The sequence below is a fragment of the Mesorhizobium sp. M0968 genome (assembly GCF_040319065.1).
Taxonomy (GTDB): Bacteria; Pseudomonadota; Alphaproteobacteria; order Rhizobiales; family Rhizobiaceae; genus Mesorhizobium.
Window position 1 is genome coordinate 1 of the sequence record NZ_JAMYNL010000038.1, and the last position, 21,350, is coordinate 21,350.

At 64.2% G+C, this 21,350-nt stretch carries 21 protein-coding genes; 10 read left to right on the forward strand and 11 right to left on the reverse strand.

Annotated elements, in window-relative coordinates; all coding sequences use genetic code 11:
• Positions 1–556 precede the first annotated feature (556 nt).
• On the forward strand, positions 557–2,407 hold the full coding sequence (gene mutL / locus NKH67_RS31080; protein ID WP_352503609.1) for a DNA mismatch repair endonuclease MutL: 1,851 nt from the start codon (positions 557–559) through the stop codon (positions 2,405–2,407).
• A 205-nt stretch (positions 2,408–2,612) separates the two neighbouring features.
• Here the strand turns inward: mutL and NKH67_RS31085 are convergent, their stop codons facing one another.
• Positions 2,613–3,506 carry a DMT family transporter gene (locus NKH67_RS31085; RefSeq protein ID WP_352474383.1) on the reverse strand — a complete coding sequence of 298 codons (894 nt, stop codon included), beginning with the start codon at positions 3,504–3,506 and terminating at the stop codon, positions 2,613–2,615.
• Positions 3,507–3,596: 90 nt separating this feature from the next.
• Here NKH67_RS31085 and NKH67_RS31090 point away from each other — a divergent pair, with 90 nt between their 5' ends.
• Both NKH67_RS31090 and NKH67_RS31095 read left to right on the forward strand, forming a co-directional pair.
• Positions 3,597–4,523 (forward strand): LysR substrate-binding domain-containing protein, encoded by a 927-nt coding sequence (locus tag NKH67_RS31090; RefSeq protein ID WP_352474384.1) that lies wholly within the window; start codon positions 3,597–3,599, stop codon positions 4,521–4,523.
• A gap of 79 nt (positions 4,524–4,602) precedes the next feature.
• Positions 4,603–4,836, forward strand: coding sequence for a DUF2093 domain-containing protein (locus NKH67_RS31095; protein WP_031211156.1), 234 nt, complete (start codon positions 4,603–4,605; stop codon positions 4,834–4,836).
• 249 nt (positions 4,837–5,085) lie between these two features.
• Here NKH67_RS31095 and lpxK read toward each other — a convergent pair whose 3' ends face one another.
• The 7 genes from lpxK to NKH67_RS31130 form a co-directional block, all read right to left on the reverse strand.
• A complete protein-coding gene (gene lpxK / locus NKH67_RS31100) occupies positions 5,086–6,114 on the reverse strand; it encodes a tetraacyldisaccharide 4'-kinase (protein WP_352474385.1) in 1,029 nt (342 codons plus the stop codon).
• Between the two features lies 1 nt (position 6,115).
• Positions 6,116–7,432 (reverse strand): lipid IV(A) 3-deoxy-D-manno-octulosonic acid transferase, encoded by a 1,317-nt coding sequence (waaA, locus tag NKH67_RS31105; RefSeq protein ID WP_352474386.1) that lies wholly within the window; start codon positions 7,430–7,432, stop codon positions 6,116–6,118.
• Positions 7,429–8,208 carry a lysophospholipid acyltransferase family protein gene (locus tag NKH67_RS31110; protein ID WP_352474387.1) on the reverse strand — a complete coding sequence of 260 codons (780 nt, stop codon included), beginning with the start codon at positions 8,206–8,208 and terminating at the stop codon, positions 7,429–7,431. Before NKH67_RS31110 ends, waaA begins: the two co-directional genes overlap by 4 nt.
• A 5-nt stretch (positions 8,209–8,213) precedes the next feature.
• Complete coding sequence (locus NKH67_RS31115) at positions 8,214–8,459, reverse strand: DUF4170 domain-containing protein (protein WP_023674378.1); 246 nt, start codon at positions 8,457–8,459, stop codon at positions 8,214–8,216.
• Positions 8,460–8,520: 61 nt separating this feature from the next.
• Positions 8,521–9,339 carry a 3'(2'),5'-bisphosphate nucleotidase CysQ gene (locus NKH67_RS31120; RefSeq protein WP_352474389.1) on the reverse strand — a complete coding sequence of 273 codons (819 nt, stop codon included), beginning with the start codon at positions 9,337–9,339 and terminating at the stop codon, positions 8,521–8,523.
• Entirely contained in the window at positions 9,326–10,669 is a 1,344-nt protein-coding gene (locus NKH67_RS31125) for a TldD/PmbA family protein (protein ID WP_352474390.1), read from the reverse strand. Before NKH67_RS31125 ends, NKH67_RS31120 begins: the two co-directional genes overlap by 14 nt.
• Before the next feature lie 253 nt (positions 10,670–10,922).
• Positions 10,923–11,612: a DUF8692 domain-containing protein gene (locus NKH67_RS31130; RefSeq protein WP_352474391.1), complete on the reverse strand. Its 690-nt coding sequence runs from the start codon at positions 11,610–11,612 to the stop codon at positions 10,923–10,925.
• 89 nt (positions 11,613–11,701) lie between these two features.
• Here NKH67_RS31130 and NKH67_RS31135 point away from each other — a divergent pair, with 89 nt between their 5' ends.
• Positions 11,702–11,836 carry a hypothetical protein gene (locus NKH67_RS31135; protein ID WP_352474393.1) on the forward strand — a complete coding sequence of 45 codons (135 nt, stop codon included), beginning with the start codon at positions 11,702–11,704 and terminating at the stop codon, positions 11,834–11,836.
• Positions 11,837–11,962: 126 nt separating this feature from the next.
• Here the strand turns inward: NKH67_RS31135 and epmA are convergent, their stop codons facing one another.
• Complete coding sequence (epmA, locus tag NKH67_RS31140) at positions 11,963–13,009, reverse strand: EF-P lysine aminoacylase EpmA (RefSeq protein ID WP_352474394.1); 1,047 nt, start codon at positions 13,007–13,009, stop codon at positions 11,963–11,965.
• 114 nt (positions 13,010–13,123) lie between these two features.
• Between epmA and efp the strand changes: the two genes are divergently transcribed.
• Positions 13,124–13,690, forward strand: a complete 567-nt coding sequence (gene efp, locus NKH67_RS31145; protein WP_023674374.1) for an elongation factor P — start codon at positions 13,124–13,126, stop codon at positions 13,688–13,690.
• 131 nt (positions 13,691–13,821) lie between these two features.
• Here efp and NKH67_RS31150 read toward each other — a convergent pair whose 3' ends face one another.
• Positions 13,822–14,829, reverse strand: a complete 1,008-nt coding sequence (locus NKH67_RS31150; RefSeq protein ID WP_352474396.1) for an AraC family transcriptional regulator — start codon at positions 14,827–14,829, stop codon at positions 13,822–13,824.
• A 226-nt stretch (positions 14,830–15,055) separates the two neighbouring features.
• Here NKH67_RS31150 and NKH67_RS31155 point away from each other — a divergent pair, with 226 nt between their 5' ends.
• The 5 genes from NKH67_RS31155 to NKH67_RS31175 all read left to right on the forward strand — a co-directional run bounded on the left by NKH67_RS31155 (position 15,056) and on the right by NKH67_RS31175 (position 20,263).
• Entirely contained in the window at positions 15,056–16,438 is a 1,383-nt protein-coding gene (locus tag NKH67_RS31155; RefSeq protein ID WP_352474397.1) for an FAD-binding oxidoreductase, read from the forward strand.
• A gap of 661 nt (positions 16,439–17,099) precedes the next feature.
• On the forward strand, positions 17,100–17,252 hold the full coding sequence (locus NKH67_RS31160) for a hypothetical protein (RefSeq protein ID WP_352474399.1): 153 nt from the start codon (positions 17,100–17,102) through the stop codon (positions 17,250–17,252).
• Positions 17,253–17,394: 142 nt separating this feature from the next.
• On the forward strand, positions 17,395–18,375 hold the full coding sequence (locus NKH67_RS31165; protein ID WP_023674370.1) for a hypothetical protein: 981 nt from the start codon (positions 17,395–17,397) through the stop codon (positions 18,373–18,375).
• The gene (locus NKH67_RS31170) at positions 18,375–19,409 is read left to right on the forward strand and encodes a hypothetical protein (protein ID WP_352474401.1); all 1,035 of its coding nucleotides are present in this window, start codon (positions 18,375–18,377) and stop codon (positions 19,407–19,409) included. The genes NKH67_RS31165 and NKH67_RS31170 overlap by 1 nt, the downstream gene beginning before the upstream one ends.
• Positions 19,410–19,522: 113 nt before the next feature.
• Positions 19,523–20,263: a gamma-glutamylcyclotransferase gene (locus tag NKH67_RS31175; protein ID WP_352474402.1), complete on the forward strand. Its 741-nt coding sequence runs from the start codon at positions 19,523–19,525 to the stop codon at positions 20,261–20,263.
• Between the two features lie 114 nt (positions 20,264–20,377).
• Here the strand turns inward: NKH67_RS31175 and NKH67_RS31180 are convergent, their stop codons facing one another.
• Complete coding sequence (locus NKH67_RS31180; RefSeq protein ID WP_352474404.1) at positions 20,378–21,265, reverse strand: class I SAM-dependent methyltransferase; 888 nt, start codon at positions 21,263–21,265, stop codon at positions 20,378–20,380.
• Positions 21,266–21,350 lie beyond the last annotated feature (85 nt).

Here is a 21,350-nt window from a genome sequence, read left to right on the forward strand (position 1 = left end):
ACGCTCCCTCTCTTACGGTGGCTGTCAAACACCACCATTCTGGCACATCGATGCCGTCGAGGGGGCGTCCACCCCATCACTATCGCGACAGTGCCCCCGAGATCCGCATCGAGGGTGTCCGCGATCAAGCCTGCGGCGGCACCTGCGCCGCAGTGGTAGAAACACGAAACTATATGGTCAGGTTTCGAATATACAGGAGGTAAAATAGAAAAACTGTTAGCAATATCGAAATAACCGTCCAAATAGTAAACCAAATTATTCTCGCAATACGACTCTTTCGACGCTGTATCCATCGAGCGAACTTTACCATCAAGTAATCTAGGATGACGTCCAAATGTCGCCTCCAACGGCCATTCGCTTCGGATTTTGGCCTTCGCCCGACTAATTCTAATAAGTCAGTTGGGGCCAAGCCCATTCACTCAACAATATTCCTATCTCTATATCGTGGCGGGACAGCACCCCCTCTGGCGGAGCAACGGAGCAGTCTCACTGCCTTGCAACGGTCAACGCTATTCTCCCCCTCCCGCATCGACCACGAATCCGCCTATAGTGCCCCATGCCGATCCGCCAGCTTTCCGAAACGATGATCAACCAGATCGCCGCCGGCGAAGTCATCGAACGTCCGGCAAGCGTGGTCAAGGAACTGGTCGAGAACGCGCTGGATGCAGGCGCTACCAGAGTCGAGATCGTCACCGCCGGCGGCGGGCTGAACCTGATCCGCGTCAGTGACGACGGCTCGGGCATTCCGGAAAAGGAACTGGCGCTGGCGATTGCGCGCCATTGCACCTCCAAGCTCGCCGACAACATTCACGACATCCGCTCGCTCGGCTTTCGCGGCGAGGCCTTGCCCTCGATCGGCTCGGTGGCACGGCTGTCGATCCGCTCGCGCACCGCGTCCAGTGAAAACGCCGCCGAGATCGGCATCGAGGGCGGCCGCGTCTCCGCGGTCAGGCCGGCGGCGGCCAATCGCGGAACCACGGTCGAGGTGCGCGACCTGTTCTTCGCCACGCCCGCAAGGCTCAAATTCATGAAGGGCGAGCGCGCCGAAAGCACGGCCATCGGCGACGTGGTCAAGCGCATCGCCATCGCCTTTCCCGCCGTGCGCTTCTCCCTGGCCGGCCCGGACCGCTCGACGCTGGAACTGCCGGCGACCGACGACAGCCCGGAAGGCCGGCTGCGCCGGGTGGCGCAGGTGATGGGCGCCGACTTTCCGGACAATGCGATCGCCATCGACGCGATGCGGGACGGCGTGCATCTCGCCGGCCATGTCTCGGTCCCCTCCTTCACCCGCGCCAACGCGCTGCAGCAATACGCCTATGTCAACGGCCGTCCGGTGCGTGACAAACTGATCGCCGGCGCCATTCGTGGCGCCTTCGCCGACGTGCTGCCACGCGACCGCCATGCCGTCACCGTGCTGTTCCTGACGCTCCATCCGGCGATCGTCGACGTCAACGTCCATCCGGCCAAGGCAGACGTGCGCTTCCGCGACCCGGGGCTGGTGCGCGGGCTGATCGTCGGCGCCATTCGCGAAGCGCTGGCCAATGCCGGCATCCGCCCCGCCACCACAGGGGCCGCCGGCATGATGGCGGCGTTCCGGCCAGGCGCGGCATCCTATGCGCATGGCGGGCCGGCCAACGGTCACCGCAGCTACGAGGCCGCTTACCGGGCCTCAGGCTTTGCCGGGTTCGATCCTGGCCGTTCGCCACAGCGGCCGCTCGATATGGGCGACGGGTTCGGCGAGGACGAGCAGGCGGCCTTCGACGCCGGGCCGCTGCACAGCGCCGATGCGCGCGCCGGGCAAAACGAAGCGGCGGAAACGCTGCTCGGCACGGCGCTGGGCGCGGCGCGCGCGCAAGTGCACGAGAATTATATCGTCGCCCAGACCAGGGATTCTCTTGTCATCGTCGACCAGCATGCGGCGCATGAGCGGCTGGTCTACGAGGCCTTGAAGAACGCCCTCCACTCACGCGCGGTGCCGTCGCAGATGCTGCTGTTGCCCGAGATTGTCGATCTGTCGGAAGAGGATGCCGAGCGGCTTGCCAGGCATTCCGAGACGCTGGCCCGCTTCGGCCTCGGCATCGAGCGCTTCGGCCCCGGTGCCGTCGCGGTGCGCGAGACGCCATCGATGCTCGGGGAGACCAACGTCCAGCAGCTGGTGCGCGATCTCGCCGACGAGATCGCCGACAACGACACGGTCGACACGCTGAAGGAGCGGCTGGACAGAATAGCCGCGACCATGGCCTGCCACGGCTCGGTACGTTCCGGCCGCCTGCTCAAACCGGAAGAGATGAACGCGCTGCTGCGCCAGATGGAGGCGACGCCCGGCTCCGGCACCTGCAACCACGGCCGCCCGACCTATATCGAACTCAAGCTGGCGGATATCGAGAGATTGTTCGGGCGGCGATAAGAAACTCGCAGGGCGCAGCCCCCACCCGGACCTTCGGTCCGACCTCCCCACAAGGGGGAGGTAGGGAGCCTACCCGCCGACGCCTCGCGAGGAGCTTACCCTCCCCCTTGTGGGGAGGGTCGCTGCGAAGCAGCGGGGTGGGGGTACGAAAAGAGCCGCTGTACAGCGGCTCTTTTCGAGTCAGGCACAGCCCCAAACCCTTTGCTCACCTCTTCAAATTCACCACGATGACGCCGCCCAGCGCCAGCGCGCCGCCGAAGATGCCAAGCAGCGTCGGCACCTCGCCCAGCCAGAAGAAGCCGATCAGCGTCGCCATCGGCGACACCAGATAGAGGAAGTTCGAGGCACGCGCCGCGGGCAGGCGGGAAAGCGCTGTTGCCCAGGCAGCGTAGGCGATCAGGCTGGGTACGATGCCGAGAAAGATGACGGCGCCGAGCCCGGCGGTGTCGGCGACCGCCGCCTGCGCCAGACCGCTCGGCAGGAACGGCGACAGGCAGAGCGCGCCAAGCACCATGTTCGAGGCCGAGATCGTCAGCGGGTGATGGTGGGCAAACAGCGGCTTCTGGACGATGGTGTTGACGGCCGAGCACAGCGCCGAGCCGAGGACAAGCAGCGCACCATTGTTGAAATGCAGCCCTTGCCCCTCGCCCATGGCGATGATCCCGATACCGGCGAAGGACAGGAATGTGCCGGCCCAGGCGAGGCCCGAGAAGCGTTCGCCGAGCAGCGCCATGGCCATGATGGCGGTGAAGATCGGGCTGACATTGATGATGAAGCCGGCCGCACCGGCCGAAACGGTCAGCTCGCCGAAATTGAGCATCACCGTGTAGAGCGCGACGAAGACGGCACCACCGAAGACAAAGCGCCAGAGTTCATCGAGCCTGGGCAGCGCCGGCCGCTTGACCGCGAGGAAGATCGCCGCCGGAACCGCGGCGATGGCAAAGCGCAGCGCGCCAAGTTCCAGCGGCCCGAAAGCGGCAAGGCCGGCGCGGATCGCCGGAAAGGCGGAGGCCCAGCCGACCACCGTCAGCGCCACCGCGATGGCAGCCGTGGCATCCATGCGCTGTGTCGTATTCAACGTGCCGGTGTAAGCGCTCATCTGGGTGTCCTCGCGATCCAATGCCATGAAGTAGAGAAACGCTATTGCGGGTCGGTTGACAAACGAACAAATCGAGGATCACCTGTGACTATGGATCACAGCTTAGACCCGATGCTGCCGCTCGAAACGCTGCGCGCCTTCGACGCCGCGGCTCGGACCGGCAGCTTTTCGGCGGCGGCCGAGAAGCTCAACATCACTCACGGCGCCGTCAGCCGGCAGATCGCCAAGCTCGAGGGTTGGCTCGGGCTGAAAGTCTTCGATCGCGGCGCGCGCGGCGTCTCGCTGACCATCGAGGGCAACCGGCTGCATCTGCGCACCACCGAAGCCTTTGCCCTGATCGCCAGCAATTCGGATCGCTGGGTCGAGCCGCGCGGCACGGCGGTGGTGCGGCTGACCTCGATCCCTTCGGTCAGCGGGCTGTGGCTGATGCCGCGTATGGCGGCGCTGGAGAACCACCCGTCCAAGCTGCGTATCGTGCTCGACGTCGACATCCGCCAAGGCGATCTTGCCGACGAGGGCATCGACCTGTCGATCCGCTGCGGGCGCGGCCGCATTCCGGGCCGGATCTCGGTGCAGCTTTTCGAAGAATATGTGTTCCCGGTCGCGTCACCGGGACTGGCCAGGGAGATCGGCCGCGGAGATCCCGCCCGGCTGCTCGACTATCCGGTGATCAATGATTCCGACGCTTCGGCCTGGCGCGCCTGGTTTGCGGCGCAGGAGATGGACTATCGGCCGCGGCCGCACGACCGCCGTTTCGAGGACTACAACCTCGTGCTCGACGCCGCCGCGCACGGGCTCGGTATTGCGCTGGCACGTCCGCCGTTGACGGTGGACCAATTGAAATCGGGCCGCATCGTCGCCGTAGACGAGCGCAGTGCGCTAAGCCCGATATCCTACTGGCTCGACCGGCCGCTGGGGCGCCCGCGCGCCGCCGCCGCCGAACTCGCCCGGCGCATCGCCGTCCAGGCCGGGCTGGCAGCGGAGAAGATCGAGCAGTTTATCACGGCCGAGGAATGAGATGCCGGCATCCGCTTTGCCGGCTTGACCTCGCCGCAATTTGTGGCGATGACATCGTCATGAATTTCGGCACCACCCCATGATGAACCGTTTCGAAGGACCCGGCGGCAAGGAAGCCCGCATCCGCTATCTCGACGGCGACTTCCAGGTGACCAGCCCCGGCGCCTTCGTACGCTGCGCGGTGACCGGCGAGAGCATCCCGCTCGACGAGCTTAAATACTGGAGTGTCGCCAGGCAGGAACCCTATGTGAACGCCGCTGCCTCGCTGCGCCGCGAGATCGAAGCGCATCCGGAACTGCGCCGCCGACGCTAGTCCAGCGCAAATGGAAGCAGCCCCGTTGCGATCCTGCGCCCTCTGCCGCGGCGTCAGGCCGGCAACACCGAAACCTTAGAGGCCATGAAATAAAAAACCCGCCTCAAGTTCGAGGGCGGGCCACCGGCGAATCATCACCATACCCAAATTACTAGCATAGCTGCCGGCACAAAGCAAGAACAAAATACGTTCGGCCGGCGGAAAGCCGCAAATTCCAGTCCCGCATTGCCTCGGTGCTCACGCTTCTGGTCAGCCTTTAAGCCGGCGCTGCCGCCAGGCATCCAGCGTCTCGTCGATGATGCGTTGCGGCACATGGTCGAGCTCGAAGACGGTGTCGATCTCCAGCACATCGAGCCCGTCGAGGAATTCCGGCGGTGCCGCGCCGTGACGCAGGCGGGCAGCGTCCTTGGCGGTGGTAATGAGACCAAGCCCGGCTTTACGTGCTGTCGCCGCCAATTCGGCAAGCTCGTCCGCACTGTAGAAATGATGGTCAGGAAACGGTCGGGTCAGCGCAAGCTCGCCGCCGGCCTCGGCTACGGTGTCGAAAAACCTGTCGGGATGGCCAATGCCGGCGAACGCCAGGAACCGCCTGCCGGCCAGCGTCACCTTGCTGCTCGGGGCAGTGTGCGCCTCGAAGATCGGCCTGCCGGCGCGCGCTGCCTGGCGCACGACCGTATCGGCCGCGGTGCCCTCGCCCATCTTCAGCAAGGCGCTGGTGAAGACCAATTGGTCGACGATCTTTGCCCGCAGCGGCCCGCCGGGGATGACGCGGCCATTGCCGATGCCATGTCGCGCGTCGACGACGACGAGCGCATAGTCGATGTGGATGCGCGCGCTCTGAAAACCGTCATCCATGATCAGGAAATCGCAGCCGAGCTTCTCCAGCAGAAGCCTGGCGCCGGCGGCCCGGTTCGGCGTCACCGCGACCGGGGCGTGTTCGGCCAGAAGCAGCGGCTCGTCGCCGACATGCTTGGCGGCATCGTGGTGCGGATCGACGATATGCGGCTGCGCGAAGGAGCCGCCATGGCCGCGCGACAGGAAACCCGGATTAAGCTGCATGCGCCTGGCCTGCTCGGCCAGCGCGATCGCCACCGGCGTCTTGCCGGTGCCGCCGACGGTGAAGTTGCCGACGCAGAGCACCGGCGCCTCGACCTTTTCACGCGGCGCGTGCCGCATGCGGCGACCGGCGACAAGCGCATAGACGGCGGAGAGCGGCGACAGCGCCGTGACCCGCCAGTCCGGCTCTTCCCACCAGAAGGGCGGCGCTTCCGAGGTCACGTCAGCGCCCGTTCGCGCCCTTCAGGCGCGACTTGACGACCAGCGGCTGGATATAGGGCTCAAGCGACCTGAGCGTATGCGCCAGCGCACCGCGCATCTCGTCGACCGTCGCCGCACCCGCCGCCATCATCTCATGGCGGGCCGCCTCGTTGGTCAAAAGGAAATTAACGGCGCCGGCCAGCATATCGCGGTCGCGCACCAGCTTGGCGCCGCCGCTATCGAGCAGGCGCTGATAGGCCTCGCGAAAATTCTGGACGTTGCGGCCGGCAAGCACCGCGGTCTCCAGCATGGCTGGTTCCAGCGGGTTCTGGCCGCCCTCGGAAGTCAGCGAACGGCCGACAAAGGCAATTTCCGTCAGCCTCAGATAAAGCCCCATCTCGCCGATCGTGTCGCCGAGCAGAATATCGGTGTCGGCGGTGATCCTGTCGCCCTTGCTGCGCTGCGCCAGCTTCAGGCCCATGCCGGAAATCTGGGCGGCCAGCTGCCCGGCGCGATCGGGATGGCGCGGCACGATGATCGTTAAAAGCCCGTGGTGGCGCTTGTGCAGCATGGCGTGAACTTCGGCGGCGACCGCCTCTTCGCCGTCATGGGTCGAGATCGCCGCCCAGGTCGGGCGGCCGCCGATCTGGCGTTTCAGCGCCGCCAGTGCCCGCTCGTCGGCCGGCGGCGGCGCGGTGTCGACCTTGAGATTACCGGATACAGTGACCGGCCGGGCGCCGAGCGAAAGGAAGCGCTCGCCATCGAGGTCCGACTGGGCGACGACATGGGCGAGATTTTCGAACAATGCTTCGGCAATGTTGGCGCGCTTCTTCCAGGACTTGAAGGAGCGGTCGGACAGCCTGCCGTTGACCAGAACCTGCGGCACGCGGCGGGCGCCGAGTTCCAGGATGGTCATCGGCCAGATCTCGGATTCGGCGATGATCGCCAGGTCCGGCTGCCAATGGTCGAGGAAGCGGCTGACCGCCGGCTTGAGGTCGAGCGGCACATATTGGTGGATGATGCGGTCGCCCAGCCGTTCTTCGGCGACCTGCGCCGAGGTGACCGTGCCCGTCGTCAGCACGATGTTGACGCCGTAATCGAGAATGCTCTCGACCAGCGGCACGACGGCGATGGTCTCGCCGACGCTGGCTGCATGGATCCAGATCACCGGGCCTTCGGGGCGCTCGCGTCCGGCGACGCCGTAGCGTTCGCGCCGGCGAATGCGATCCTCCTTGCCTCTGGAAGTGCGCCAGGCGACATAAGGCCCGGCCAACGGGTAGGCGGCCGCCCCCGCGAAACGGTATGCGGTCAGGAAGGCGCGCGCCCAGCGCACACTCATTTCGAACCGTCCACAAGGCGATAGGCCTCGGCGGTCGCGGCATTGAGCGAGGCCGTAACCTCCTGGCGCTTGCGTTCCATTTCCACGGCGTCGGCGTTGGCCGGCACGAAGACAGGCGTGCCGACGACGATCGAGGAGCGGCCGAAGGGCAGGTTGATCGTCGTCTTGTCCCAGCTGCCCTCGATCACCTTGCGGCGGCTGGTGGCTATCGCGGCAGGCAGGATCGGCCGGCCGGACAGCCGCGCCAGAAGGACGACGCCGAGCCCGGCATCGCGCGGCGTGCCGTGGGGAATATCAGCAATCATGGCGACATTCTTGCCGGTGGCGAGCGACTTTTTGAGGGCGATGAGCGCCTTGGCCCCACCCTTGTCGAGATGCCTTGCGCTTTCGCGCCCGCCAGAGCCGCGCACCGCCTCGATGCCGAATTTCTCGACCATCAGCGCGTTGAGCTCGGCATCGGCGCTGCGCGATACCATGGCAACCAGCGGCCGTCCCTTGGGATAGTAGGCCGGGGTCAGCAGGTGCTGGCCGTGCCAGAGCGCGATGATGCCAGGCTCGAGCTGCGCATAGGCGCCGCCGGAAAACTTGGCCGATCCGTCGACCATGCGGTTGGTCAAGCGGACAAGGCGGACGAAATACGCAAACAGCGCGGCAAGCACATTCTTGACGATTCGCGACTGCGCCAGCGGTTCGCGGATCTTGCGCCAGAACGTCTTCGGCTTGCGACGTCTGACCGCCGACCGCGGGGCTGATCGCTTGACCGCTTCATGGTTCATCGATGTCAACCGACAGCCTTGTTTTCGGGGTCGAGGAGGCGGTGCAGGTGAACGACGAAATAGCGCATATGAGCGTTGTCGACGCTAGCTTGCGCCTTGGCCTTCCAGACGGCGTGCGCCGATTGGTAGTCCGGATAGATGCCGACAATATCGAGCGCGTCGAGATCGCGGAATTCGGTGCCGCCCAGCTTCTTGAGTTCGCCGCCGAACACCAGGTGCAAAAGCTGCTTCTTTCCGTCTTCAGCGGCCATGTCGATCCTTCACATATCGTGAGTTTGGGACAGGTCTAGACCAAAGCCGCCGACTTTGGAACTATTGATAGTGGTCAATTGTCAGCCCGGCGATGACGCCGGCGAGCACGGCGAGGAGTTCGCCGCTGCCGGCGGCGAGCGGTCCGTGACGGATCACTTCGCCGGCATAGAGCGGCGCGCGGCCATGCCGATCGAGCAAGGCGCCGCCTGCCTCGCGCAGGATGAGATCGGCCGCGGCGATGTCCCAGTCATGTGCGTTGGCCTTGACGAAGGTGGCATCGAGCTGGCCGCCGGCGATCATCGCCAGCCGGTAGGCGAGCGAAGGAATATAGGGCACGCGCTTCAGCCGTTTGTGCCATTTCGCCGGCATCAGGTCGATCATCGCCTTCGGTCCGGCGATTTCGGCCGTTTCCGCCGGCGGACGCACGCTGATGCGCCTGCCGTTCAGGAATGCGCCCTCGCCCGGCAGCGCCCAATAGATTTCGCCCTTCGCCGGGCAGTCGAGTACGCCGGCAAGCGTTCGGCCGTTCTCGACCACAGCGACGCTGACGCACCATGTGGGCAGGCCCTCGAGGAAGCCGCGCGTGCCGTCGATCGGATCGACGACGAAGGTGCGGCGCGCGACAAGCCTTACCGGGTCGTCGACGGTTTCCTCCGACAGCCAGCCATAATCCGGCCGGGCCGCCAGCAAGGTCTCGCGCAGATATTTGTCGGCGGCGTGATCGGCTTCGCTGACCGGCGAGGTGCCGCCCTTCATCCACACTTTTGGATTGTTGTTGAAGTATTGCATGGCGATGAGCCCCGCCTCGCAGGCGGCATCGCGCAACAGCTGCAGGTCTTCAGTAGCGCCGGCCGAGACGGCCGGGTCAAGCTCCGGCAAGGGTCATTCCTTCGATCAAAAGCGTGGGCGCGGCGGTGCCGAAATTGCGGTCGAGATCGCTCGCCGGAACCATGTTGAGGAACATCGTCTTCAGATTGGAGGCGATGGTCACCTCGGCGACGGGATAGGCCAGCTCGCCATTTTCGATCCAGAAGCCGGAAGCGCCGCGGCTATATTCGCCGGTCACCATGTCGACGCCCTGGCCGAACACTTCGGTGACGTAGAAGCCGGTCTTGAGCGACTTGATCAGCTCTTCCGGCGTATTTTCCCCGGGCTCGATGGCGAGATTGGTCGACGACGGCGAGACCGACGAGCCGCTGCGCGAGCCGCGCCCATTGGTGACGAGGCCGAGTTCCCGAGCTGCCGAAGTCGACAGGAACCAGTGGTTGAGCACGCCCTTGTCGACCATGAACAGTTTTTCGCCCTCGACGCCTTCGCCGTCGAACGGGCGCGAGGCCTGTCCACGGCGCCGGAGCGGCTCGTCGGTGACGGTGATTGCGGCCGAAGCCACCTTCTTGCCCATCATGTCGCGGAGAAAGCTGGTCTTGCGCGCCACCGCGGCGCCATTGATGGCACCGGCAAGGTGGCCGGCAATGCCGCGCGCCACACGTGGATCGAACACCACGTCGACCGGCCCGGTCGCCGCCTTGCGCGCGCCAATGCGGCGTACAGCGCGCTCACCGGCCTTGCGGCCGATGTCTTCCGGCGCGTCGAGATCGGAAAAATGCTGGCGCGAGGAGAATTCGTAGTCGCGCTCCATGCCGGTGCCCTCGCCGGCGATCACGCTGGTCGAGCGCGAAAAACGCGAGGCGACGTAGTGGCCGACGAAGCCGTGCGAGGTGGCGAGCACCAGGCCGCCAAGCCCGGCACTGGCGCCACTGCCGGCCGAATTGGTGACGCCGTTGACGGCAAGCGCCGCCGCTTCGGCGGCAAGCGCTGCTTCCTTCAACTGGTCCGCCGACACCTCGGTGGCGTCGAACAGATCGAGGTCGCGCGGCTTCTTGACCAGCAAGGCCGAGTCGGCGAGGCCCTGATAGGGATCCTCGGGGGACACCTTGGCCATGGCGACCGCGCGCTCGGCCAGCATATTGGGGTCGGATGCCGCTGTTGCCGAAACGCTGGCTACCCGCTTGCCGACGAAGACGCGCAGCGAGACGTCCTCGCTCTCGGACGCCTCTGTGCCTTCGACCTTGCCAAGCCGCACCGACACGCCGGTCGAGCGGCCGCGTACCGCAACGGCATCGGCGGCATCGGCGCCGGCCCGTTTGGCAGCCTCGACCAGGGCCGCGACGCGATCGGTCAGTTTCGCTGCGTCGAGCGTATCGGTCATGCGCATGATCCTGTTATTTCCGGCCGGCTGAAGGGCAGCCGCTGCTGCACCATCTATTGTCCCGATGCCGCTTCTGCAATGGGAGAAGCGGACAATCAGGAGGCATCTAGCCCCAGGTCGCCGCGACCGATCCAGAGATGGTGCGTCCTTCCAGACGCACAAAGGACGGCTTAGATCCGAGGTGGCCGTGACCGAAAGCCGCGACGGCGGCACCGCTGCCGGCGACGAGTCGAAGATGCGGCGTGTGCGACCGTCAGCCTGTAGAGTTGGGATCGGCTGGATCCACCCACGGGCGGCCCAACCGTGTCACCATCGCCGCGTACCCGAGGGCACCTGCCGCCCAAAGGAAGATGCCAAGCTCTTTGACAGCGTCTTCGGCGATGTCGACCGCCGAACCCGGGCTAGGAAACAGCTCTCCCAGCTGGTCGATCGCTGCTGACATCGCGAGTAGGAAGCCTGCGGCCACAAATACGATCGAGCCGTCGAATGTCTTCCGTCGCAGCCGAAAGAACCAGAACAACCCGGCGACGGCGTAGGCAATCATCGTAACAATCTCTGGTATCGCGACAAACGGCAGCACGTCCTCATGGATCAACAACAGGTCATCGAGGCCCATGACCAAGGTAAGGCCGCCGAGAAACGTGCAATCCCATCGGTGCGTGAGCAGACCGGCAAACAGGGTCGCCGCGCCGGTGCCGATCCACAGTGAAGCACCTAGGGACGAAATCCACCCCGTATAGAAGCCGACATCGGCGGCTGCAGATGGATCTCGATAGAAGATTGTAGCGTCCAGACCAAGAGTTTGCGCGACGAACAGCGCGGCCAAGAGCATCACAACATTAATCGCCACGGCCGCAAGTATGACCAGGCGCCAGGACATTGTCCATTCGCTGCTATGTTTTGCGTTCAGCGCGTTTTTGTCTGGCATTGTGCCGAAGGCCATTCTGAGTACGACGGCCGATAGCTCCGCGGCGCCGAGAACCCCGCCAGCACTATGCCGGCCCACCATGATCGTGGCAACACACGGAACGGTTGCAGCGTCTCGCACATGACGAGGTCGTCGCGGTGCAGTTCCTGGCCAGCGCCAACCAACGCACCATGCCGCTCGAAATGTTCATCGGCTTGCGCGAAAAGCTCTCCCCGGCAATAGCGCCGCCGCCACGCTGATGATGGGGCTGTCGATAATCCTCCTGGTCGTCGCCAATCTTCTGGCTCGACGGAGCCGGCGGCGGCCTGGACCGACCATCTAATCCTGGCTTTCAAGCCGGGCGAGATCGGCTTGTCCAACCTTCCTCAGGGACCAGCCACCGGCGTCCAGATCACGTCGTCGATCCTGAGCGCGCCGGTGGCGAGCATCACCAGCCGGTCGAAGCCTAGCGCCGCGCCGCTCGCCTGCGGCATGATGGCGAGCGCGGCGAGGAAATCCTCGTCGATCGGGTAGCGTTCGCCATAGACGCGCTGCTTCTCATCCATTTCGGCGGCAAAGCGCCGGCGCTGCTCGGCCGGATCGGTCAATTCGCCAAAGGCGTTGGCGAGCTCGACGCCGCAGCAATAGAGCTCGAAGCGCTCGGCGGTGCGTGGATCGTCGGCGCTCGGCCTGGCCAGTGCCGCCTCCGAGATCGGATATCCGAAAAGAATGGTAGCGCACCCCTGCCCCAGCGCTGGCTCGATTTTTTCGACCATCACCCGGCTGAACAGGTCGGCCCAATTGTCGTCGGGCGCGGTCCGCAATCCGGCCTGGACCAGGGCGGCATGCAACCCCGCGCGGTCGGTGCTGCCATCGGCTGCAACCGTCGCCAGCAGATCGATGCCGGCATGGCGCATGAAGGCTTCGGCGACGCTCAACCGTTCCGGCCCGGCGAACGGATCGGCCTCGCGGCCGCGGAAGCTAAAACGCTTCGCTGCGGCCCGTTCGGCCGCCAGCGCTACGAGCTCGGCGCAATCGCGCATCAGGCTCTCATAGGTCTCGCCGACACGGTACCATTCGAGCATGGTGAACTCAGGATGGTGCAAGGGGCCGCGCTCGCGGTTGCGCCAGACAGCCCCGAGGCTGAAGATGCGCTCCTCGCCGGCGGCAAGCAGCTTCTTGCAGGCGAATTCCGGCGACGTGTGGAGGTAGAGCGGCTGGCGCTGCCCGTCCGGCCCGATCGCCTCGGTGGCAAAGGCCGACAGGTGCGCTTCATTGCCGGGCGAGACCTGCAGGGCCGATGTATCCACCTCGACGAAGTCGCGGCGGGCGAACCAGTCGCGCATCCCGGCGGCAATGGCATTGCGCAGGATCAGCCGCGGCCGGCGGTCGGCGTGGACATGCGGCGTCCACCACGGCGAGGCGGCGGTCATCGGCTTCAGGGGAATTGCACAGAGGGCTGGCGATTGCGGCCAAGATGCGCTAGGCCGCACGCAACGGCCTCTCCAGCCGATTTGCGCCAACAAATTTTATCAGGATGGAAACCCGTGAAGGTCATCGCCAGCTCCTTACGCAAAGGCAACGTCGTCGAAAAGGACGGCAAGCTTTATGTGATCCTCTTTGCCGAAAACATTCATCCTGGCAAGGGTACGCCGGTCACCCAGCTCGACATGCGGCGTATCTCCGACGGGGTAAAGGTTTCCGAGCGTTACCGCACCACCGAGCAGGTCGAGCGCGCCTATGTCGAGGAGCGCGAGCACACGTTCCTCTACCGTGACGGCGAAGGCTTTCACTTCATGAATCCGGAGACTTACGACCAGGTCGCGGTGCCGGAAAGCGTGGTCGGCGACATGGCGCCCTATCTGGTGGAAGGCATGCCGGTGCAGATCTCGCAATACAACAACATCGCCATCTCGCTGGTACTGCCGCAGCGCGCCACTTTCGAGGTGGTCGAGACCGAGCCGGTGACCAAGGGCCAGACGGCGTCCTCGTCCTACAAGCCGGCAACGCTGTCCAACGGCGTGCGTACCCTGGTGCCGCCACACATCAGCGCCGGCACCCGCGTGGTGGTGATGACCGCCGATGGCGCCTATGTCGAGCGCGCGAAAGATTAAGGCGCGAAGTCTGACACGCCTCGCCGAAGGCGTCGCGGCGGCCGGTCATCGTCTACCGCTTTGTGCCAGGGGTTTTCGAGCATTGGGACGCTGCACGCGGACCGAAGCGTCAACGCCCTGCCAGTTCTTTCCTATTGCACGACGCCAGCGGGCAATCTCTGAGCCTCGAGCAACGCCGACCGTCCCTTTCGCCAGGTGCCAGGTGGAATGCCGACGAACTTTTTGAAGGCGCGATTGAAGGCGGCTTCCGACTCGTAGCCGACCTCGGCACCCGCTTGCGCGATGCTCATTTCAGGGCGTTCGAGCAAGCGTCCTGCCAGTTGTAGACGCCAGCGAGCAAGATAGTGCATGGGCGAGACCTCGACATAGTGGGTAAAGCGGCTCGCAAACGCCGTGCGCGAGAGCCCTACTTCGCGGGCGAGCCGGTCCAATGTCCATTCCTCCCTGGGGCGAGCGTGGATGAGCCGGAGCGCCTCGCCGACATGTGGATCCCGTAGGCCTGACAGCCAGCCGCGCGAATCGTCGGGCAGGGTCTCGAGATGGCGGCGGATGATCTCGACAAACATCAGCTCGCTCAGCTTGGCGAGTATCGTCTCACAGCCCGCCCGCCCACTGCCACCTTCTGCCAGCGCCAGCCGAAAAAGGTCGATAACCCAGCTGCTTCCATCGGCGGGCTTGCGGGCGCACAGGATGGCCGGCAATGCGGCCAGGAGAGGATTGAAGGGACGTGCATCGCAGCCAAGATACCCGCAAATGAACCGGGTCCGCTCGTCTCCGCCGCCACCATGGATCACCGCGAACGGCAGGCTCTCGTCAATCGGCCGATAATACATCGCCATATTGGGCCCGCCCCGTGCCCCGGGCGAGGAGCTCAAGACGTTCGGAACACCACCGGGGAAGACAACGACATCACCGGCGTTCACGAGCACCGGGGGCACCGAATCGTCTCCCAGCGCGGCCCAGCACGAGCCCGACATCACGGCATGAAAAGAAATGATGTGCTCTGCCTCCGGCATGATGGCGGCGGCAATGTCGGCCGTGCCCGGCGACTCGCCGACCCAGGGAGAGCTGGCGTCAACGTCGAAATAGATCGCACCGGTGAGGCGAACGGCTCGGAGCACATCGGAAAGGACATCCATGCACTACACCTCCGGAAACGATCGGCTACTCCCTTTGACAACGAGTTTTTCCGCCAGGCATCTCGAACTATCCGGCAATATGGCCGCCCGAGCAACTATCCATCCGGTCTAATCCTACTCTGAACGATCGGGCAACAGAAATGGACGATGTGACATTTGCGGGAACAGCGGACGGGATTAGCGTTTCATCGGCCGGCCGACAGGTCCAATAACAGGGAGGAATGTCATGAACGATGAAGACATCACCAAATTCGCAGCAAGCCTGCGAGGCGAAGTCATCCGCGCCGGCGACGCCCGCTATGACGAGGCCCGCAAGCTCTACAACGGCATGATCGACAAGCGGCCGCTGATCATCGCCCGCTGTGTCGACGTCGCCGACGTAATCACAGCGGTGAATTTCGGCCGCGACAACAATTTGCTGGTTGCGGTACGTGGCGGCGGCCATAATGGACCAGGATTGGGGAGCTGCGACGACGGTCTGGTGATCGACCTGTCGGCGATGAACGGCGTGCGCGTCGATCCGGATGCCCGCACGGCGCGGGTAGGCCCGGGCTGCACTCAGGGCGACCTCGACCATGCCACCCATGCCTTTGGCCTGGCCGTACCGGCGGGCATCATCTCGACCACCGGGGTCGCCGGACTGACGCTGAGCGGCGGCCATGGCTATCTGACGCGCAAATATGGCCTGACCATCGATAACCTGGTCGAGGCCGATGTCGTGCTTGCCGACGGAAGCTTCGTCACCGCCAGCAAGGAGCGGAACCCCAACCTGTTCTGGGCGCTTCGCGGCGGCGGCGGCAATTTCGGCATCGTCACCAGCTTTGTGTTCAGGCTCCACCGGGTCAGCATGGTCTTTGCGGGGCCGATCGCATGGGATCAGCGCCTCGCCCGCACCATCATGCAGCATTATCGCGAGTTCCTGCCGAACGCGCCCGAAGAACTCGGGATCTTTCTCGGGCTCAAGACCGTCCTCTCGAGCGCACCCTTCCCGGAAGAGTTTTGGGGACAGCGGATGTGTCTGCTGATGTGCTGCTACAACGGCCCGGAGGAAAAGGGCAGAGAGGCGCTGGCCCCGCTGCTCGATGCGCTGCCCGCGCCCTGGTTCAACTGGATGGGAACGATGCCCTATCCCGCGGTGCAGAGCATGTTCGATGGGCTCTACCCGAAGGGAATGCAGTGGTACTGGCGGGGCGATTTCGTCAAGACGCTGTCCGACGAGGCGATCGACGCCCATCTCGAGCAGGCGGCGAAGACGCCGAGCGAGCTATCGCTCATGCATCTCTACCCGATCGATGGTGCGGTCCATCGCGTCGGCAAAGACGAGACACCCTGGAATTACCGTGATGCGACCTGGTCGATGGTCATCGCCGGGATCGATCCGGACCCACAGAAAGCGGGGCCGGTGACGCGCTGGACCAAGGCCTACTGGGAGGCCGTGCATCCGTTCGATCTGGGTGGCGCCTACCTGAACTTCATGATGGATGACGAGGGCGATGCAAGGCTCAAGGCGGCTTATGGCGACAACTATGAGCGCCTGGCTACGCTGAAGAAGAAATACGACCCTAACAACCTCTTCCGGGTGAACCAAAACATTCGACCGGCTGCTTGACGGCGGCTCTTGTCAGGCCGGCAAGCGTACCGGCCGGCCCAGCTAAGGCTCGGCCGGTACGATAGCTTGCCGGTCAGGACGCTCTGATCCAGACCAGCATCTCGCCGGAATCGTGGTGTCCCGGGCGAAATACGGCACGGTGACTTTTGCTGCCTCGACCGCCGGTGATTTTTCAAACGCCTCTTTCCTGTCAACAGCCGACAGCGTGACGCCGCCGGGCACGTTCGAGAGCTGACTACATTTGAAACCAGGCCAGACGACCGCCGAGTGGCGTCCAATGAGCCATGCCGGGCTGCTTTTCAGGCTACCCCGCGCTTCTGATCGTGGTGGGCCGCGTACTGTCCATGCACAAGTCCGGACCTGTTTGGCGACACCATCATTGACTGGATCGTTCGCACATGATCGACAAAATGACCCGGAAATGACCGAGATACAAAGCTTTCCTTCAGTTGTGCATCAATAAGCCGCGACAATTTTTTAGCAATCTTTAGGCAAATTCTCAGGTTTATCGACAAACAGCAGACAATTCGGCAGCAGACAATTCGGCACAACGGTCTTTACTGGATTTATGTGGATGGCAATGCATCCCTACTTGACACCGGGACAAGCTAAAGAGCTATGCTGAACATCGGTCGCAAGTTTGCGCGGAGGGAATCTGTTCATGGATTTCATCGAGAGTTGGTTTGGTATTTCCCCTGACGGCGGCGACGGATCGACCGAAGCTCTCTACATACTTGCCGTTGTCGCAATATTGGCGCTCGCATTCCACAAGCACATCGTGCAATTCGCGCGCGGTTTCTTCGCGCGGAAATAGCCCGCGTACCGTTCGAGCCCAGCTTTATTCGTCTGACCAGAGTACAAACGGCACCAGTCGTCTGACACGCCAATTCACTGTTGCCGCGCGAATCCCGTTGTTATCAGAGCGTTGCCCTGCGTTAGCTTCAGAGGGGAAGTCGATGCGAGGAATAGCGGCAATCCTGCGAGCACTGTTCTCCGCCTGGATTCCGGCACTGATCGAGATGGCTCGCCGTTTCTGTCGCCGGTGGCGGCTAGGGGGTGACCGCCGGGTCGACCAGAAAGGGTCCCGGGCGCATTGCGTACCGATCGATCACCCTGCTTTCTGCCGGCCTGACCCGCTGATCTACGATCAGTATTACCTGATCGGCCTTGGTCTCGCGGTCACCTGGGATAATCCCGATATCGAGCTACGCCAGGGTGGTGTGCCCGTTCCCGCCGGCAGGTTGCAGGCGGACACCGACTACGAGGTGCGGGTTCGCGTCTGGAACGCCTCCCCGGATGCCGTCGTCGTCAAGATGCCGGTCCATCTGTCCTATCTGTCGTTTGGCATCGGAACCGTGTCGAATCCGATAGCCACCAGGCCGGTCTCGGTCGGGGTGATCGGATCCGCCAGCCAGCCTGGGTTCGTCTCCTTCGACTGGCATACGCCGCGGCAAGCAGGTCACTATTGCCTGCAAGCTTTGCTCGACCCCGCCGATGACGCCAACTTCGCCAACAATCTCGGGCAAGAAAATACCGATGTCGGACTGGCGCAGTCGCCAGCAACATTTCAATTCGAGTTGCGCAACGCTACCCGTCGGCCGCATCGGTACCGGTTCACCGTCGATGCCTACACCATTCCGCCGCTCGGCCCCTGTCGCGACGACCGGCAGCCAACGGAAGAGACCGCCAAGGCGGAGCAAAAGCGCCGGCTGGCGGCACACTTGCCGTCGGCTCATCCCCTGCCGCCGGGCTGGAAGGTCGAGATTTCGCCTGACCTGCCGTCGCTGGCGCCGGGCGAACAGGTGACGATCACGGCGGTCGCTACGCCGCCGGACGGCTGGACCGGCCGGCAGGCCCTCAATCTGAATGCGTTTGACGAGGGTGACCGCGCCAGCGGCGGCGTCACCTTGACCGTCCTCAGCAGCTTGGAGCCGTGATGGCCACCGACGACAAATCCTGGACCAAGTGCACGACCGCCGACGAGGTGATTTCGGTCAACCAGTACATCAGCGCGGCGATTACCAGCGGCATATTCGCAGCCGTGATGGTCGTGGTGGTGGTCGCGATGGGCGAGCCGTGGTGCATACCGATCGCGCTGGTGGTGACTGAGATTGTGTGGATTCTCGCTTATTGCGACTGGTGGCTCAACAAACGGCTGGTTTGCCTGGGCGAGCCGGTGAGTATCGTCGGCATGGTCATCAGCATCGAGCCGCCGTCGGAAAAGACCTGGCCAGGAAGCCTGGACTCCGACTACAGCCTCAATTTGCTGCTGCCGAACAACCCGGTGGGCGTCTCCCAGGCCGTTGCCGCCGCCAGTGCCCCGTTCGGCTATCTGATGGCCGAAAACGCAATCACCTCCTCGCACGGCTTTCTGTTCACGGGGAACCCGGCGGAGGACAAGGTGACCGGAGTAAAGTCAGAGGCGCTGCATGTGGAGTTAGAAGGGGCATCGATCCATGACCTGCAGACCGTCAACATCCTCGCCCTAGCCGCGGCATTGATTGCGCTGGCGGTATGCATGTCGGGCGTCGGCGCGGTCGTCGCCTACGTATTGGCGCTTCTCGCCTTGCTCGCTTCGCTGCTCGGCGCGGCCTTCAGCAGTTCGGACACCGCCAGTCCGAGCGATGCCGGCCTGCCGAGCATCGAGACCAACAAGGGCGACGGAACCGGAGCGACAATCCTGGGGGTGACCGGCCGGTGGGTCTATGATGCCGGACACATCCACGACAGCTTTCATGAAGGCCACAACGAACTGCATCCGGTCCAGCAGGCCCAGATTCTGGGACGGCCATGGGACGGCGACTGGCCCGACGATATCGACGAAATCGTTCGGGGCTACCAGGACGGCTACGCGCAGTCTCAGGATCCGCTCACCAAGGCGCAACAGGCCCGGCCCGGCTCCCGGTGGTCGGTCCATCCCTATGTTGACGGCTGCAACGACACCGTCCGGCCAGATCAGCCTCCGCACTAAGCCAGTCAGGCTGTTGGACACGATAGTTCGAATCCCGATACCGCGCTGGTGTACTCGGCCCTTGAGAATCCTTCAGCCTTCGGCAACATGGCGGCAAGGCTGAGAGCATGAGGATGAGCAAGGTCATTTCCGCCGCATCACGGCGTTCGCCGCGCAAGACATCGATGGCGCTGACCGAGGCGCTGGTCGCCCGCACCTTGCGTGCGGTCGAGGATGCCGGGCCGACGCCGGGCATGGTCTACATGACCGATGCCGATTACGCGCGCATTCGCGACGAGGTGCTGGCCGGCGCGCCGGGCGGGCCGGTGAAGCTGTTCGCCTATGGCTCGCTTCTGTGGAAGCCGGCCGGCGAGGTCAGGGGTGGCGAACGGGCCGTGGCGACGGGCTGGCACCGTTCGTTCTGTTTTACGGTGCAGCGCTTCAGGGGCACCGTCGAGCAGCCCGGCCTGATGATGGCGCTCGACCGCGGCGGCCAGTGTCAGGGCATGGTGTTCGAGGTCGCCGAGCCCGTGGCGGCCAATCTCGAAACGCTGCTGCGACGTGAGATGACCATCCTGCCGGCCGTCAACGTGCCGCGCTGGCTGCAGGTCAGGACGGGCGACGGCACGGGCCAAGCGCTTGGTTTCGTTGTCGATCCCGCCAATCCGCGCTACGCCGGCAAGCTCGAAAAGCGAGCGATAGCGGCGACCCTGGCCACGGCCGTCGGCCATTGGGGTTCGGGCGCCGAATATCTGTTCGAGACCATTCGCCATCTCGACGCCTGCGGCATCCGCGACCGCAATCTCTGGCAGTTGCAGGAACTTGTGGCCGAGGAGATCGGTCGGGCGCTGCGGTCGGGCTTCATTCGTCCCTGAGCCAGACCAGCATCTCGTCAGGCTCCCAGGCGAAATCGATGTTGTGCAGGTCGACGAGATGTCCCGCGCGCTCGCCGATGGCAGTATCGAGCATCGTGTGTCCTTCCTTCGGTTCTATGCCAGTGTGTTCGCCCATGCGCCGACAAAGGGCGGCAGCATGATGCACGTCTGCTGCTCGACAGCCTCGTTGCGCAGCCGCTCGGCGAGGGTATCGACTTCCACCTCGGCGGCGGTTGCGGTACCGACTGCCTCGGCCATCGGTAACAGGCTGCGCAACGTGCCGGCAATGTAGTCGTAGATCGGCGAGTCGGGTCCGCTGCCGGCGAGGCCGGCGGAGTTCATCCGCGGCGCCGGCAGCCCTGCGCCGGCGAACACCATGGGCAGCCTGCCACCCATGTCGACCTCGAAACCCGCGCGCTCGATCGTGTCGATGATCCAGCCGCGGCATTTGCCGAACAGCGGCGCCTCTGGAAAACTGCGGGTGAGCGGCATCGCCATTTCCTGGACGGCGACGATGCCGCCAGGCCGCAGGAAACCGGCAAGCCTGCGCAGGGTTGCGGCCGGGTCGGGCAGATACATCAGGACAAGCCTGCCGATCACCGCATCGAAGCTCCCGTCGGGCGAGAATGTATCAAGCTCGGCCGTCGTGAAACGTGTCCAGTAACACTGGCCGGATTCAGTGGCGCGCCGCTCGGCAATGTCCACAGCCTCTGCCGAGCGATCGACACCAAGCACGCTTCCCGCCGGTCCGACCAGCCTTCCGGCCAGCAAGGAGACATCGCCTACGCCGCAGCCAATGTCGAGCACGCGCATACCGGGTCCTATGCCCGCACTGCGCAGGACATGCTCGGTAAGGTCGTGAATGAGCGCTCCCTGCAGCTCCAGGCGCTTGAATTCGCTTTGCGTGTAACCCAACGCATAGGGACGCGGATCCATGGGGCTCTGATCACGGCCGGTCTTCGGCGCATGTTCGGCAAGCAGATTGTACATGTTTGACTCCATGATCGATTTATCCGGGATTTGTGACCGCTGGGCAGCCTGATGACCGCCCGGGGCCCGACCGTCACCATCGGAGATCGGTGCTACA